This window comes from Sulfitobacter sp., from assembly GCF_039977885.1.
Classification (GTDB): domain Bacteria; phylum Pseudomonadota; class Alphaproteobacteria; order Rhodobacterales; family Rhodobacteraceae; genus Sulfitobacter.
This window is the reverse complement of sequence record NZ_JBDWCI010000012.1, coordinates 496,504-511,400: the sequence shown is the minus strand read 5'-3', so window position 1 is coordinate 511,400 and position 14,897 is coordinate 496,504. Positions and strand designations below refer to the sequence as shown.

Here is a 14,897-nt window from a genome sequence, read left to right as displayed (position 1 = left end):
TGACCGGTCAACGACAATATCCCCCCTACAGTTACCGAACCTTGAATACCGAAAAGCAATCTAACCTAAAAAGGTATTACCCGTGCCAAACTTTAAGCCGTTATCCTACGCAAGCGCAGCTGCCTTATTGTCATTCAGCTTATCGAACGCAGCCCACGCTGATGCCTTTCCACGTGGCGAAGGCCGGACCTTTCTATCGACTTCGATCCAGACGGAAGTGGACGGCGGCAGCTCGTCATTTGCATCGTTGTTTTATGAATACGGGCTGACAGAGGATTTGACCTTTGGCATCGACGGCGGCAGCAATGTGGCCTCGCAACAGACCACCGGAATTGCGTTTCTGCGCAAAACGGTCTCCTATGGTACACATCTGTTTTCATACGGTCTTGGGGTCGGCGTCGAAGATAGCGACGATGGCCAACATGGTGCCATTCGCCCCATCGCAGCATGGGGGCGCGGGTATAGCGCGTCTTGGGGGAACGGCTGGTACGGCATCGAAGGCAGGCATTCATTCTTTACCAATGGTGACGAGCTAACGGGTATTGATACCACTTTTGGCATCAACAACCCCGACAGCTCGCTTTCGATCATCCAGCTGCAATATTCCAAGCGCTCGAACGAGCGCAGCTTTATCGCTTTTGCGCCCTCCTATGTTTTCAAACTGACGCCGGTGTTCTCGGTCGAGCTGGGGGCGAATTACCAATTCAGGACTGACACAACCGCGCTCAAAGTCGGACTTTGGACCCAGTTCTAGGGCCCGCGCGGCAGCAGCTATCCTGACGCATCGTTTTGCAGGTTTCTGCGACAGAAATACAATGCGGTAACGTATCAGCAGTAATGCGTTACAACAGTAGGATATTTCCGATGGCACAACCGGCACACCAACTATGGCTGGTTACAGCCTTTCTTTGCTCCGCGCCTGTAGCAGCCTTCGCACATGCAAACACCGATAGCGTTGCAGATACGGCCTTGGTCGAACCGGCCAAGATTGTCGACTGCACATTGGAAAACGGCGATACGGCGCAATGCGCCGCCTATGAGGTCAAATACCTGCCGGACACCCTTGAGATCGGCCCGTTTTGCCCTGCAACGCTGGATGATGTCGGCGGTATCTGGGACTGGGACGGCGAAAATGCCGGTCTGTACCGTATTGATGGCGCGTTTCTTAGCATGCTTTCGGATATGGGCTATACGTTCTACGATGAGAATGGCGTGGTAAATATGTTTGATATTCGTGTGGAAGGGCCTGAGGCCGATCACGAATGTATCTCGGCATCATTGGATTCAGAGGTTAAGATGACCCTCCTTATCCCCGTCAAACCCGTCATGGCCGATGCGCCCCAGCAGCTTGGGACAGTTTCAAAAGTTGGCATTGGCCTTGATGGGGTGCCTATTTTCTCCGATGCCCCTTCCGTGCTGGACAGATCACATATGCCCGCACTTGATACCTGCGGCGGGCATGTCGATCCCGGTGGCTGGTATCACTGGCACACAACCGCGACCGATATTGACACGGTCTACTCGAACGAAGACGTCGCCGCCTCCTGTGAAAATGTTACCCAAGACCCAAGCGCACAATTCGCTTATGCTTTTGACGGCTTTGCAATCTATGGCTCACGCGAAGCAAATGGCAGCGAACCTGTCGGGCTTGACCAATGTGGGGGGCATGTCGATGCCGAAACCGGTATCTACCATTATCACGCCAGCGATACCTTCCCGAACCTGCCCAGCTGTCTTGTCGGGGTTGTGGCAAAAGACAATTTCTCCACCACTGCCAGTGCGGGGATTGGCTCAAAAAATGCGCAAGGCGGGCCCGGAGGCAGACGTCCCGACCTCACAGCTATTGCGGCAAAACTGGGTGTGGCGACCGGTGATTTACGAAGTGCGATCAAGGCCGAAGGCGGTCCGGGCGCTAATCTTGCACAGGTTGCCGAACGCCTTGGAATCTCTGCAAGCAAGCTCCAAGCAGCCTTCCCCCGCCGACCTTAAGACAGGCCGCCCAAACGACACAAGCAGGCCGGTCAGCCCACCGCGATATTGTCGATCAGTCGAACGCCAGCCAACCATGCGGCAACAAACAGACGCGCGGGAACGTCGGGTCTTTGCAGCAGGCGCAAATCATCGCTGGCGCGCAGCTCAAAATAATCAACCTTGGTAAAACCTGCACGCTCCAACCGCGCCAATGCCGCCGCACGGGCCTGCGCCATATCATTTCCCGCCAGAACACTTTCGGCGACATCCTCCATCGCGCGGTTTAACTCTGGCGCGTAAACCCTTGCACGATCTGACAAAAGAAGGTTTCTGGATGACATCGCCAAGCCGTCTTCCTCGCGGATGGTCGGACATGGGACGACCTTAATCGGAATATCCAGATCACGCGCCAAACGTGTGACCACTTGGACTTGTTGAAAATCCTTTTCTCCAAAAAACGCCTGATCCGCCTGACTTTGCAGAAAAAGCTTGGTCACAACCGTGGCGACCCCGTCAAAATGGCCAGGACGTGCAGCACCGCACAACACATCCACCACCCCGCCAACCGACACAGTCGTCGAAAACCCTTCAGGATAGATTTGATCCCCATCCGGCACATAAAGCGCATCCACATTGAACGGCTTGAGCTTTTGGGCGTCCTGCTCTTCGGTCTTTGGGTAATTCGCCAAATCCTCGGCCGAGTTGAACTGGCGCGGGTTTACAAAGATCGTCACAATCACCCGGTCGCAGGCGGCTTTTGCTGCTGCGACCAGTGATAGATGCCCCTGATGCAGCGCGCCCATTGTCGGGACCAAGCCGATGGTTTCGCCCGCTGCTTTCCAGCTGGCAACCTGCGCGCGCAGATCGCTAAGCTGGCGTATCATCGGCGCGGTCATGATTTCGCCTCTGGCGCCGCATCACCAAAGACGTGCTCGACCGCCGGAAATTTCCGCGCGCGGACCTCATCTGCGTATGCGGACACCGCCGCACGGGCATCATCGCCCAAGTGGGCATAGCGTTTCACAAATTTCGCCTTGAACGCCGTAAACAGCCCCAACATATCGTCCACCACAAGGATTTGACCATCACATCCCGCCGATGCGCCGATCCCGATGGTCGGGATCGCAATTCTGGCTGTGATATCATCCGCAAGGTTCTGCGGCACTTTTTCCAGCACAACGGCAAATGCGCCCGCGTCACTGACCGCCTGTGCATCCGCCAAAAGCTGCTCTCCCGCGTCACCGCGCCCTTGAACCTTATAACCGCCAAGCGTGTTGATGCTTTGGGGTGTCAGGCCGATATGGGCCATCACCGGAATACCTCGTACGACAAGAAAGGCGATCGTGTCGGCCATCTCCACGCCCCCTTCCAGCTTGACCGCACCTGCGCCGGTCTCGGCCATGATGCGCGCCGCATTGGCAAAAGCCAGCTCGCGGCTTTGTTCATATGAACCAAAGGGCATGTCCACCACCATCATCGAGCTATGCAGCCCACGTGCGACGGCCTGCCCGTGCAGGATCATCATCTCCATCGTCACGCCCAAGGTCGACGGCAAACCGTGCAGCACCATGCCCACTGAATCGCCAACCAGCACAAAATCGCAAACACCGTCCATCAGCTCGGCCATTGGAGTGGTATAGGCTGTCAGCGATACCAACGGCACGCCGCCTTTACGGGCACGGATGTCATCTGGCATCGGTGCTCTTTTTGGTGCGGTTGCGCTCATATCTTGGCTCCTTTGAGGCAGCGGGTCGGCGTCGCGTTTACCAATCCTGCGCCCCTACCGCCAGCCCCTCCCTCACGGCAGCGCGAGTTGATGTTGATATCGCGGCACCAACACGGACAATCGCAAAGGTATAAACCTGCGTTACCTCGCCCTTTGGCCTTAGCTTCCGAGAATTTCCTTCAGCGTTGCACCCACATCATGTGATTTCGGCAGCTCGATCGAGGAATGTAGATCAACCAGATGGCTCCGCATGAGGGCTTCGGCGGTCTCTGCCTCATTCGCCGCGATTGCGTCGACCAGCGAATGATGCGCATGGCGCTCACACAGTGCGCTTTCCCGCTTCCAGTAGAGCGCGACAATCAGCGATGAGCGGGCAATCAGATGTTCGATAAAGCCCGATATCGTCGTCTGGTCCGCAATTCGGGCAATATGCACATGCAATTGTCCTGACAAATATAAGGCGCGGCCGGAATCGGACTGTGCCAATGCCTCATGTTCTTGTGCGATATGTGCACGCAAAAGCGCCACATCGGCCTGTGTGGCCTTCTGTGCCGCCATATGCGCAGTGCGCGGTTCAAGTAGCTCCCGGGCCTCGAAGATCTCGCGTGCTTCTTTAGGGGTAGGTTTGGCGACAAACGCGCCGCGATTGCGCCGGATCTCGACAAGCTGGCTATGAGCAAGAGACTGTAACGCCGCACGGATGATGGTGCGCGACGTCCCGTAGATCTCTGCTAGGTCCCCCTCGCCCAGCTTTGTCCCCGGTGCCAGACGATGTTCATGAATGGCACGCGACAGGGCAGCGACCACAAAATCGCCTGAGGGTGATGTACCGCGCCCGACAAGCGCAGCAGCAGCGTCGTGAGTGCTCATGCCGATTTCCTTCTATTCGCGTCATGCCACGGCTTTGTCTGATCAACAAGAGCATCACCGATTGAGCACAATCGTCACCACAGTTGTATACAATATTGTGCTCAAAAAAGTGGCCGCGATATAAGATCGGCGATTAAACACGCGCCACTTGCGAAACCAGCTAAAGATTTCGTCGATTTTTCCTTTCAGAATCTCCCGACGGCCCGCGTTGTTAAGCGCAACAAGGGGGTGTCATGGTCGCAATAAAACAAGATCTGGAGCTGGTCTCAGTCGTCAAAACCTATGGCGCTACGGTCGCGGTGGATCACGTGAGCCATCATTTTAAAACCGCAAGCTATACCTGCCTTCTGGGGCCATCGGGCTGTGGCAAATCATCAACGCTCCGCATGATCGCAGGTCACGAGACAGTGTCGGACGGGTCGATCCTTTTGGCAGGGCGGGACATTTCACACCTGCCCCCCGCCAGCCGCGGCACGGCAATGATGTTTCAGGATTACGCGCTTTTTCCGCATCTGAGCGTGCTCGACAATGTATCTTTCAGCCTCAAAATGAAGGGGATCGACAAGGTCGAGCGCCACAAAAAAGCAGGTGAGATGCTGGAACTGGTTGACCTTGGTGCCTTAGCCAACCGCCTGCCTGCGCAATTGTCCGGGGGGCAACAACAACGTGTCGCCCTTGCACGCGCATTGATAACGCGGCCGCAGGTTTTGCTGCTTGATGAGCCGCTCTCGGCTTTGGATCCGTTCTTGCGGATCAAGATGCGCAGCGAATTGCGCAAGCTGCAAAAAGAACTCAACATCAGCTTTTTACACGTCACCCACGGGCAGGACGAGGCGCTTGCGCTGGCCGACGAGATTGTGGTGATGAACAACGCTGTCATCGAACAGGCCGGGCCTGCGCGCGATGTCTTTAATGCACCCAAGACCAAATTTGTGGCCCGTTTCATGGGCGGCCACAACGTGATCGCCCTGCCCGAGGGCCATGTCGCGGTGCGCACAGACGCGGTAAAGACCACCGCCCCGCAGAAAGGGCGCGTCGATGCCGTGGTTCTGGGCGTCGAATATCAGGGCACCCATGTATCCATCCTCACCAAGATCGCAGGCGATCAGGAAGTCACCGCGCTGATGCCCGACGCTGACTTTTTCGCCAAGCCCCACCATCCCGGAGATCAGATTGGTCTGATCTGGGATCACACGAACCAACATAAATTGACCGCATAAAATGCGGCATTCACGACCGACAAGGAGAGACTGATGACACTTTATACCAAACGTAACGGCCTTAGCCGCCGCACCATGCTCAAATCCGGCGTCGCCGCAGCTGCCGGCACATTGGCCGCGCCTATGGTCTGGGCGCAGTCCAATATCGTTCTGCGACAAGCCGGAACAGGCGTATCCGCCTTTAACGAAATTGCCGCCAAAGCCAAGGAAGATCTTGGCATCACAATGGAAATGACCGCGCTTGATTCCGACAGCGTGACACAGCGCGTGGCCACACAGCCCGACAGCTTTGACATTGCTGACATCGAATACTGGATCTGCAAAAAGGTCTGGCCCACAGGTAATCTGCAGGCGATGGATACGTCCAAGATCAAGAACTACGACAAGATCGCAGCCACATTCACCACAGGCAAGCTTACCCCTGACAGTGTCGTCGCCCAAGGCACCGCGCCCAGCACAGTCGGCTTTGTCGAAGGCAAGGACGGCAAACAATTTGTACAAGAAGAATCCGGTTGGATGACGCTGATCCCGACGATCTATAACGCGGATACATTGGGCATCCGGCCCGATTTGATCGGACGCCCGATCAAGAACTGGTCCGAGCTGTTGAACCCCGAGTTCAAAGGCAAGGCATCCATCCTTGATATTTCCTCTATCGGGATCATGGATATGGCAATGGTTTGTGAGTCCATGGGCGAAATCGCATATGGCGACAAAGGCAATATGACCCGCGAAGAGATCGACAAAACCATGGCGATCTTCACCGAAGCCAAGAAGGCCGGCCAGTTCCGCGCGTTCTGGAAATCGTTTGACGAAAGCGTCAATCTGATGGCCTCGGGCGAGGTCGTGATCCAGTCGATGTGGTCTCCTGCGATCACCGCGGTCAAAGGGCAAGGCGTTGAATGTATCTATCAACCGCTTGAGGAAGGCTATCGTTCATGGGGCGGCGGTATGGGGCTTGCAGCCAGTCTTGAAGGGGCGAAACTTGATGCCGCCTATGAATATATCAATTGGTATCTGTCAGGCTGGACCGGCGGTTTCCTGATGCGGCAGGGCTATTATTCGGCTGTTCCCGAGACCTCAAAACTATTCATGTCCGAGAATGAGTGGGGCTATTGGTACGAAGGCAAAGCCGCTACCGATACCATCACCTCGCCCACGGGGGACACATTGGCACAGGCAGGTGAAATGCGCGATGGCGGGTCGTTCCATGACCGTATGGGCGCTGTGGCGTGCTGGAACTCTGTCATGGATGAAAACCAGTATATGGTCCGCAAATGGAATGAATTCATCTCGGCCTAAGCCCCATGGGAGCGCCACGTGGCGCTCCCGCACTCCCTCAACGTGCTGGATAAAATGCAGAAAATATTCAAGAATAACGCGATCGTGGGCTGGTTGATGATATCGCCATTGGCGATTGTCCTGCTTATTTTTTTGGTTCTACCCATCGTGATGATCACGGTTGTCAGCTTTTGGCAGGCCACCGAGTTCTCGATCACCCCTGCTTTCCAGTTCGAGAATTACGAATTTCTGTTCGGCTCACCGGTGACCTATACGGTGTTCGTAAACACGTTCAAATACGCCATTCTGACGTGGGTTTTTACCTTTCTGATCGGGTTTACCGTGGCCTATTATCTGGCCTTCCATATCCGCAGCCAGACATGGCAAATCGCTCTGTTCTTACTGTGCACGATCCCTTTCTGGACATCGAACATCATCCGCATGATCAGCTGGATTCCGTTTCTGGGTCGTAATGGCATCGCCAATTCGACTCTGATTTCATGGGGTGTGATCAACGAACCGTTGGAGTGGCTGCTGTTCAGCGATTTCTCGGTCGTGCTGGCCTTTGTGCATCTTTATACGCTGTTCATGGTCGTTCCTATCTTCAACACCATGATGCGCATCGACAAATCCTACATCGAAGCCGCCCGTGACGCGGGTGCCTCTGGCGCGCAAATTCTGTGGAACGTGATCATCCCGCTGACCAAACCCGGTATCATGATCGGAACAATCTTTGTTGTGACTTTGGTGATGGGCGATTTCTTTACCGTACGGATCATGTCAGGCAGCCAGTCGGCCAATGTGGGGCGTCTGATTTCGAATGATATCGCGTTGCTGCAATATCCCAGCGCCTCCGCCACGGCGATTGTCCTGTTGCTCACGGTGCTGATCACCATCGGGATTTTGCTGCGCTTTGTCGACATCCGCAAGGAGCTATGACCATGCCCAACGCACTCTTCAGAAACAAGTTTTCCGCGCGGGTCTGTGACAACCGCGGCCTGCGCACGCGCCCCCTAACACTTCTCAGACAGGAGGCGACCTGATGGAACCGCGCCCCCGCTCGTTCTACTTTCTCACGGGGTTCTTTATCCTGTTTGTGGCCTTTCTTTACGGCCCGACGATCACCATCGGCATCTTGTCGTTTCAAGGGCCGGGCGGTGGCCTGACCTTCCCTATGCGCGGGGTGTCGTTGTATTGGTTTTATGATCTGTTTCAGGATCAGGCGGTCGGCGATATCTGGGGCAGCTTCCGACGATCAATCGTGCTGGGCCTGATGGTCATGATCACCACCGTCACGGTATCGGTCATGGGCGGGCTTGCATTTCGCAAACGGTTCCCCGGCTCAACGGTGTTGTTTTACCTGATTATCACGGCCCTTGTGATCCCCTCGATCCTGATCTCGCTGGGGGTCGGTCTGTTATTTTCCCAAGCGGGTATCAACGTGCATTGGGCAACCTCCGGCTTTGGCGCACAGCTCACATGGACCTTGCCCTTTGGTTTGCTGATCATGTTTGCTGTCTTCAACCGTTTCGACAAAAGCTATGAAGAAGCGGCCCGCGACCAGGGTGCCACTGCATGGCAGACAATCCGCTATGTCGTTTTGCCAATCATTGCGCCCTCGCTTATCGGGGTGGCCCTGTTCGGCTTTACGCTCAGCTATGATGAATTTGCGCGTACCCTGCTCACATCGGGTAGCCGCAACACATTGCCGCTCGAAATCTACGGCATGACGACCAATGTCACCTCGCCGGTGCTCTATGCGTTAGGCACGCTAACGACAGTTTTTTCACTGTTGATTATTGGTGGGTTCCTCGGCTTTGCCGTGCTCGTCAACCGGCGGCGCGCGTCCAAAGGTAACGATGCGGGCAAAGGCATGATATGATCGTCATCATCAACCCCAACAGCACCCACTCGATGACTCAGGCCATGCTCGACACCGCACGGGCCGCCTGCCCCGACATGTCTTTCGAAGGCTGGACCTCACATGACGGGCCAGCAGCGATTCAAGGCCCGCAGGATGGCGAGGCCTGCATCCCGCCGCTGCTGCGCCTTGTAGATAAGGCATCTGCACAATCCGCCCGTGCCATCATCATCGGTTGTTTTGACGACACCGGACTTGAGCAAGCCCGACAGGTCGCAAATTGCCCTGTGATCGGGATCGGTCAGGCCGCCTATCATTTCGCCTCCATGGCAGGCCCCCGTTTTTCAGTGGTCACGACACTGCCGGTCTCTACGGCTATTCTGCAAAACAACATCCAAAACTATGGGCTGGCCGGTAATCTTGGCCGTGTGCGAGCGTCAGGCGTGCCGGTTCTGACGCTAGAGACAGAGGCAGACACTGCCGCTGCCCGCGTGCTGGACGAGATACACGCCGCACAGACAGAGGATGACGTTCAATGTGTGGTGCTGGGCTGTGCTGGCATGTCCCATATCCCTGCCCGCGCAGGTCCGCAGATCACCGTGCGCCTCATTGATGGTGTCATTGCCGCAGCCCATATATGCGCCGCGCTTTAGCCCCACCGCAGCCGTGCGGGCCTATCGTCGCAACCCCTCCCGCATGGCTCGGGCTTAGCGCCATGATAGGGTAATGGTCGTCCCTTGCGGTGTCATTTCAATATCAAAATCGGCCGAGACATTTCTGGCCCGCTTTTTCATATTGGGTATGCCAAAACCGCCATTGACCCCGACAGGACGATCAGCCATCTCCGATTTCTGCCCTACGCCGTTATCCGACACAATCACTGACTTGCGGTCCATTTTAACGGTAATAAGCGTGGCATTGGCGTGTTTGACCGAATTTGTAACGGCTTCCTGTACAATGCGCAGAACATTAAGCACCAATGAAGGTCCAGTGACAGGCGCTTCGAGTTCTTCTTCGATTTGCCAATTGAACGACACTCCGGCGCGGCCCAGCAGTGGCTCCAACCGCGCCCTCAGCATACCAAGCGATGCCGCAAGGCTGTCGTGTAATTCATGGCTGTCGATCATCAGGGCCAGATCCTGCAATGCCCCCTCAATAGCCTCTTGGACGCGCACATCAGGGGCCGGATGGGATTGCATATAGGCAAGCGTATTCACCAGATGCCCTGCGACCCCGTCATGTAATTCAAACATGATGCGCTGCCGCTCTTTGTCGAGCATCTCGAGCTGGCGGACTTCGGCAAGCTCATCGTAAGATGCCTCCAACGCCTCGCTGGCCGCCTCGACCTTGGCCTGCAACCTCCGGTTCAGATCCTCGTTTTGGCGCATCGAACGCGTAAGATCTCGCAAGATCTGCCATGCGGCGACCCCCATGATCAGCGGCAAGGCCAAATGCCCCGCCTGCACATTAACGGGCGACGGGCGCAAATAGAAAAACATCAAATCGCTGATGCCAGCGGCCAGCGCCATTGAGAAGGAAAAGAACGGAACAAAGAATACGAAGAACCCGTCGCGATGATAATACCTCACATGCCGCAGCAACCCCAATGCGACGATAACCCCCGTCACAATGCCAAGCACGCCAACCATCTCGAGCAGATATTCCTTTGGGCCGAAAACCAGCGCAAAGGTGAAAAAGACCACAACCATCCAATATCTGCGTTCGAACGGTTTCGGGGCGTCCCCCAGTGAGGATTGCGAGAAGCGATATAATCCGCACACAAAGACATGCAGCGTCAGGCTCCACACAATCGTCCATGTCTCAAAAGAAAAAGGTGGAACAATCACTGCATAATTCAGCGCAAAAACCGGTGCGGCGGTGCTGACCAATGCCAGCCAGCGGTATTCCTCAACCTTAGGGCTGGCGATAATGAGGGTGCAGAAGGCCAATGCCGACAGAACCATCAAGGCAAACCCGATAATCGCCATATCTTCGGTGAAAAAAACGCGCAAAAGGTAATGGCTTTCCAATACCTCCGCAGGACCAAAGTAAAACGGGTGCAGGCCGGTTCCCTCTTGCGGATATCCTGCTGTGACAATCTCGACAGTGTTTCGGGGCTCCAAAAGCACCGATGGCACAGACGCAAACACCGGTCGTGACCAATGGCGCACCGGCGGCGCGTTTATATCACCTGATTCATAGATGAGCTGGCCGTTCACCTTGATCCAGACCGCATCAGCGATCTTGGGCAGGTACAACGCAAAAATATCCGCACTGCGCGGCGGCATGGCCAATTCGGCCTTAAGGGTCATCACAAGATGTGATGGCGCATGTCGGTCACGGTAGAGCGTGGGCAGCTCTGCCGCCATGTATTTGGAGTTGTCTGAGCAAGCCTCACCGACCGGCGCGATTTGCGTGCAGCGTGATGCCGTATCGACCAGCGCAGCCCCCTTGATGGGTTGAGGGCTCTGCCGCGAAAAGTACAAAACAGCAGCAAGTTCAATGCCGACAATGAATATAACCAAAAGCATCTGTTTCGAATGCATCAGAAGCTTGGAAACGGTCATAATATTCCCAGCGAATTCGCCTCTGAAACAGCCTCGATGCCAGAGCGCACCTCAAGCTTTTTGTAGATATTGTTTATGTGATTACCGACGGTTCCGATTGCGATGCCCAGAATGTCGGCGATCTCTTCCCGCTTAAAACCTTTTGCAATTGCGTTGAGGATCTCGACCTCGCGCGGGGTCAATGAAACAGCGCTGCCAGCGGGCTGTTTGGCGGAGGGTGAAGAGGTGAACTGGCTAATCAGATGCCGCGCGATCTTGGGGCTGATCGGGCTGCCCCCTGCGATCACCGATAAGGTATCGCGGGCGATATCCTCATTGGGGCTATTCTTGAGAATATAGCCCTTTGCCCCTGCGCGGATCGACCTGAGTATCCGCTCTTCATCCCCGAAAACACTGATCACAAGACAATCACAGGTCCACTCAGCCGCTGCGATCGCCTTCACAATTTCGATGCCGTCACCATCCGGCAGGCCCAGGTCAGTCAGAACAATGCGTGGTTTATGCAGCGCCAACGCGTCTAACCCTGTGCGCAGATCATACGCAATTGCACAGGTCGCAAGCGCAGGCTCTGCGTCAATGCTGGCACCGAACCTTGCGGCTGTATGGACGTGATCATCGACAATCAGGACCGAATAGACATCGTTCTGCATGGCATCATCTAAAATCATTGCAATCATGGATGCTAGCTATTTCGCGCCACAGTTGCAAAAATTCCGATCCACCGTAACGAAAACTAAAGGCCAACCATAATGCCGGACATAGATGTTTCCATGCATAGCCTTCCCCGCCACACGCGGTAGCTATTGCGCCACCGACACACAGCGGAGGGAATATTATGAGCCGCATATGTCACAGGCTATCGCAGTTTAACGCCTTTACAGCATCTGATCTTTCTATCGGCGACGGGAATTGGATCAGACCCGGGGACCGCGTCGTCCTGCCCGCAGATGCCTCGGCCCGGATTTCGGTCCCCGACAGCGGACGTTTTGTTTTGGGATCTGATTACGTCAATCAGACCGGTGACGACCCACGCGGCGAAAGCGTCGACATTGCATTGAATGGCGTATTGATCGTCCGCAATGTCCAGGTCTACGCCGGAGATTACTACACCCTGCAAACGCAGGATGGGCAACGTCACTGCCTTGTGGAGATCGAAGTAATTGGCGGTGCGCCGACACCGCATGATTGTTATTTTGCCTTCGATGGCCCGCAGCCGCCCAGCGAGGCAGAGCTGATCGTGGTTGGCCATTACACCGCTCTGCACAACACTGCATCACACAATGCCATATCGTCTGAATCAATTCCTGCCTGAACGCCCTCGAGGTTGGCGCAAAGGCTTTCGTTAACCGCCCCCCGTCAGGCCGTGCCAGATCCCCGCGCGACATCGTCAAGGCACTCAACGGCTTTCTCGATGAAGGTGCCCTCGTATTCACGCAGATAGGAGGCAGACAGAGTGAGCGAATTGGGGCTCCAGCCGGGGTCGAACAATGCGACACGCCCGCTTTCGATGCTCCTGTGTGATGTTAATTTGGGAAAAGCCCCCGCGCCGATCCCTGCCCCCACCAATTCGAACCCGGTCGACAAGGCACTTGATGGGAAAACACGTACACCCGACCCATGCAGACGCGTCAAATGGGCGTGGATTTCCTGAAACGGTCGGGATTTTCGGTGAAATGTGATCACGGGGGTCCGGGATAGGTCAGGATCATCCGTTCCCGCCTGTTTGAACCACCCCATTTCCACAGATGGGAGCGGTACATTGCTCACTGTGTAATCCGATATAGGCCCCATCAACACCGCCAGATCAAGCGAGCGTTCCAAAATCTGTTCGCGCAGGTTCACCGAGATATCGACCGACACCTCGACCACGACACGTGGGTAAAGACGGTGAAACCGCGTCAGAAATTCCGCAAGCCAGCTTTCCGCAGCTGTTTCAATCACGCCCAACCGCAGAACGGATTCGAACAATTCTGACGACGCCAGCTCGGCGCTGATTCTGTTCATCGTCTGCTCGAGCACCTCGGCATGGGGCACCAGCAAAATCCCCGCCCTGCTAAGCTGCATACCGCCGCCACTCCGGTCGAAAAGGGTGACGTTCAAATCCTTTTCCAATGCACGAATTCTATTTGAAACAGCTGGTTGAGATACATTCAACGCGGCAGCAGCACGGCGGACCGCGCCCAAGCGGGCAATCGCAAGAAAGGTTTTGACCTGATCGAAATTCATGGTTCACGCGCCCGTGGTGATAACTAAAGATTATCAGCTGATATCATAATTTAAAATTTGACAAAATACCCTCCTACATTGAGCCTTACGGCAAGGATGCTGCCATTGCGTCCATCGCCAACAGAGGTTTCCCCAATGAACAAAATTACATTCACGCTTGCCGCCGCCTTGCTTGGCACCGCAGCCCACGCCCAAGACAGCCTGTCTGTCGTCGGCAGCTGGAGCGGTCTGCCGTTGCACAAAAACTTCGAGGCCCCGTTCTGGACCACCGCCTTACCGCAGGCCGCCGGCGGAGATATCGAGGTTGCCTTGACCACCCATGACCAGATGGGCATCGCCGGGGGCGATGTATTCCGGATGATGTCACAGGGTGTGTTTGACGTCGGGATGACAGCCGCAGATTACGCCGTCTCGGACAGTGCTGCGCTCGAAGGGCTCGACGTTCCGCTGGTGGCCAGCGATGCCAACGAGGCAAAAGCTGCCCTCGATGCCGCCCGTCCCATGATGGATGATATTTTCGAAACCGTATTTAATGCCCATGTCATCGGCACCGCGCCCTATCCTGCACAAATCGTTTTTTGCAATGCGCCGATCACAGGCCTTGGTGATCTCAAAGGTCTGAAGGTCCGCGCCTCTGGCCGGATGACCGCCAATGTTCTGGAAGGTTTGGGTTCGGAAGCGGTTACCATGGCCTTCGGTGAAGTGCCCGGTGCCCTTCAGCGCGGTGTGATTGATTGCGCCGTGACAGGTGCCGGATCGGGCTATAGCTCCGGTTGGTGGGAGGTTTCCACACATCTGCTTCCGCTCGCACTTGGTGGTTGGGACCCCGTGGTTGCCGCCATCCGTCTGGACCGCTGGAATGCGATGGACGCAGACATGCAAACTACCCTTACCACATCCTTTCAAGAGCAGATTGAAGCACCTGCATGGGCCGAGGCACAGGCAAATATGTCAGCCGAAATCGCCTGTTTGACCGGCGGCGCGGAATGCCCCTTGGGTGACACGCGTGATATGACGCTGGTCGAGGCGACCGCCGCAGATGAAGCGCTGGTAAAAGATCTGTTGATCACGACCATTCTGCCAGAATGGTCAGCCCGCGCAGGCGGCGACTGGGGTCAGCGTTGGAATGATACCGTTGGTGCGACCACCGGCGTCACTTTCGTCGCGAACTGAGG

15 protein-coding genes are annotated in these 14,897 nt (G+C 55.7%); 9 read left to right on the top strand and 6 right to left on the bottom strand.

Annotated elements, in window-relative coordinates:
* Positions 1-82: 82 nt before the first annotated feature.
* Positions 83-754, top strand: a complete 672-nt coding sequence (locus ABJM03_RS10835) for a hypothetical protein (protein ID WP_348417402.1) — start codon at positions 83-85, stop codon at positions 752-754.
* Between the two features lie 110 nt (positions 755-864).
* Positions 865-1,989, top strand: a complete 1,125-nt coding sequence (locus tag ABJM03_RS10830) for a YHYH protein (RefSeq protein WP_348417401.1) — start codon at positions 865-867, stop codon at positions 1,987-1,989.
* Between the two features lie 32 nt (positions 1,990-2,021).
* Here ABJM03_RS10830 and panC read toward each other — a convergent pair whose 3' ends face one another.
* From panC to ABJM03_RS10815, 3 genes are all read right to left on the bottom strand, one after another.
* Positions 2,022-2,867, bottom strand: coding sequence for a pantoate--beta-alanine ligase (gene panC, locus ABJM03_RS10825; protein ID WP_348417400.1), 846 nt, complete (start codon positions 2,865-2,867; stop codon positions 2,022-2,024).
* Positions 2,864-3,697, bottom strand: a complete 834-nt coding sequence (panB, locus tag ABJM03_RS10820; protein ID WP_348417399.1) for a 3-methyl-2-oxobutanoate hydroxymethyltransferase — start codon at positions 3,695-3,697, stop codon at positions 2,864-2,866. The genes panC and panB overlap by 4 nt, the downstream gene beginning before the upstream one ends.
* A gap of 159 nt (positions 3,698-3,856) precedes the next feature.
* Positions 3,857-4,567, bottom strand: coding sequence for a GntR family transcriptional regulator (locus tag ABJM03_RS10815; protein ID WP_348417398.1), 711 nt, complete (start codon positions 4,565-4,567; stop codon positions 3,857-3,859).
* A 233-nt stretch (positions 4,568-4,800) separates the two neighbouring features.
* Here ABJM03_RS10815 and ABJM03_RS10810 point away from each other — a divergent pair, with 233 nt between their 5' ends.
* The 5 genes from ABJM03_RS10810 to ABJM03_RS10790 all read left to right on the top strand — a co-directional run bounded on the left by ABJM03_RS10810 (position 4,801) and on the right by ABJM03_RS10790 (position 9,582).
* Positions 4,801-5,787, top strand: a complete 987-nt coding sequence (locus tag ABJM03_RS10810) for an ABC transporter ATP-binding protein (protein ID WP_348417397.1) — start codon at positions 4,801-4,803, stop codon at positions 5,785-5,787.
* Positions 5,788-5,820: 33 nt separating this feature from the next.
* Positions 5,821-7,089, top strand: a complete 1,269-nt coding sequence (locus ABJM03_RS10805; RefSeq protein ID WP_348417396.1) for a PotD/PotF family extracellular solute-binding protein — start codon at positions 5,821-5,823, stop codon at positions 7,087-7,089.
* Between the two features lie 54 nt (positions 7,090-7,143).
* Positions 7,144-8,007, top strand: a complete 864-nt coding sequence (locus ABJM03_RS10800) for an ABC transporter permease (protein ID WP_348417595.1) — start codon at positions 7,144-7,146, stop codon at positions 8,005-8,007.
* 103 nt (positions 8,008-8,110) lie between these two features.
* Entirely contained in the window at positions 8,111-8,950 is an 840-nt protein-coding gene (locus ABJM03_RS10795) for an ABC transporter permease (RefSeq protein ID WP_348417395.1), read from the top strand.
* Positions 8,947-9,582, top strand: a complete 636-nt coding sequence (locus tag ABJM03_RS10790) for an aspartate/glutamate racemase family protein (RefSeq protein ID WP_348417394.1) — start codon at positions 8,947-8,949, stop codon at positions 9,580-9,582. The genes ABJM03_RS10795 and ABJM03_RS10790 overlap by 4 nt, the downstream gene beginning before the upstream one ends.
* 54 nt (positions 9,583-9,636) lie before the next feature.
* Here the strand turns inward: ABJM03_RS10790 and ABJM03_RS10785 are convergent, their stop codons facing one another.
* Together ABJM03_RS10785 and ABJM03_RS10780 are read right to left on the bottom strand one after the other, a co-directional pair.
* Positions 9,637-11,496, bottom strand: a complete 1,860-nt coding sequence (locus ABJM03_RS10785; RefSeq protein WP_348417393.1) for an ATP-binding protein — start codon at positions 11,494-11,496, stop codon at positions 9,637-9,639.
* Positions 11,493-12,173, bottom strand: a complete 681-nt coding sequence (locus ABJM03_RS10780) for a response regulator transcription factor (RefSeq protein WP_348417392.1) — start codon at positions 12,171-12,173, stop codon at positions 11,493-11,495. Before ABJM03_RS10780 ends, ABJM03_RS10785 begins: the two co-directional genes overlap by 4 nt.
* A gap of 158 nt (positions 12,174-12,331) precedes the next feature.
* Here ABJM03_RS10780 and ABJM03_RS10775 point away from each other — a divergent pair, with 158 nt between their 5' ends.
* Entirely contained in the window at positions 12,332-12,808 is a 477-nt protein-coding gene (locus tag ABJM03_RS10775) for a hypothetical protein (RefSeq protein ID WP_348417391.1), read from the top strand.
* Between the two features lie 44 nt (positions 12,809-12,852).
* On the opposite strand, the gene ABJM03_RS10770 is transcribed toward ABJM03_RS10775, so the two are convergent.
* Positions 12,853-13,722, bottom strand: a complete 870-nt coding sequence (locus tag ABJM03_RS10770) for a LysR family transcriptional regulator (RefSeq protein ID WP_348417390.1) — start codon at positions 13,720-13,722, stop codon at positions 12,853-12,855.
* 135 nt (positions 13,723-13,857) lie between these two features.
* Between ABJM03_RS10770 and ABJM03_RS10765 the strand changes: the two genes are divergently transcribed.
* On the top strand, positions 13,858-14,895 hold the full coding sequence (locus ABJM03_RS10765; RefSeq protein ID WP_348417389.1) for a TRAP transporter substrate-binding protein: 1,038 nt from the start codon (positions 13,858-13,860) through the stop codon (positions 14,893-14,895).
* Positions 14,896-14,897: the final 2 nt, after the last annotated feature.

Coding starts and splice junctions, on each gene's coding strand:
- ABJM03_RS10815 (WP_348417398.1), bottom strand. CDS start 4,567: ATGAGCACTCACGACGCTGCTGCTGCGCTTGTCGGGCGCGGTACATCA.
- ABJM03_RS10810 (WP_348417397.1), top strand. CDS start 4,801: ATGGTCGCAATAAAACAAGATCTGGAGCTGGTCTCAGTCGTCAAAACC.
- ABJM03_RS10765 (WP_348417389.1), top strand. CDS start 13,858: ATGAACAAAATTACATTCACGCTTGCCGCCGCCTTGCTTGGCACCGCA.
- panC (WP_348417400.1), bottom strand. CDS start 2,867: ATGACCGCGCCGATGATACGCCAGCTTAGCGATCTGCGCGCGCAGGTT.
- ABJM03_RS10805 (WP_348417396.1), top strand. CDS start 5,821: ATGACACTTTATACCAAACGTAACGGCCTTAGCCGCCGCACCATGCTC.
- ABJM03_RS10780 (WP_348417392.1), bottom strand. CDS start 12,173: ATGATTGCAATGATTTTAGATGATGCCATGCAGAACGATGTCTATTCG.
- ABJM03_RS10800 (WP_348417595.1), top strand. CDS start 7,144: ATGCAGAAAATATTCAAGAATAACGCGATCGTGGGCTGGTTGATGATA.
- ABJM03_RS10785 (WP_348417393.1), bottom strand. CDS start 11,496: ATGACCGTTTCCAAGCTTCTGATGCATTCGAAACAGATGCTTTTGGTT.
- ABJM03_RS10770 (WP_348417390.1), bottom strand. CDS start 13,722: ATGAATTTCGATCAGGTCAAAACCTTTCTTGCGATTGCCCGCTTGGGC.
- ABJM03_RS10795 (WP_348417395.1), top strand. CDS start 8,111: ATGGAACCGCGCCCCCGCTCGTTCTACTTTCTCACGGGGTTCTTTATC.
- panB (WP_348417399.1), bottom strand. CDS start 3,697: ATGAGCGCAACCGCACCAAAAAGAGCACCGATGCCAGATGACATCCGT.
- ABJM03_RS10830 (WP_348417401.1), top strand. CDS start 865: ATGGCACAACCGGCACACCAACTATGGCTGGTTACAGCCTTTCTTTGC.
- ABJM03_RS10790 (WP_348417394.1), top strand. CDS start 8,947: ATGATCGTCATCATCAACCCCAACAGCACCCACTCGATGACTCAGGCC.
- ABJM03_RS10775 (WP_348417391.1), top strand. CDS start 12,332: ATGAGCCGCATATGTCACAGGCTATCGCAGTTTAACGCCTTTACAGCA.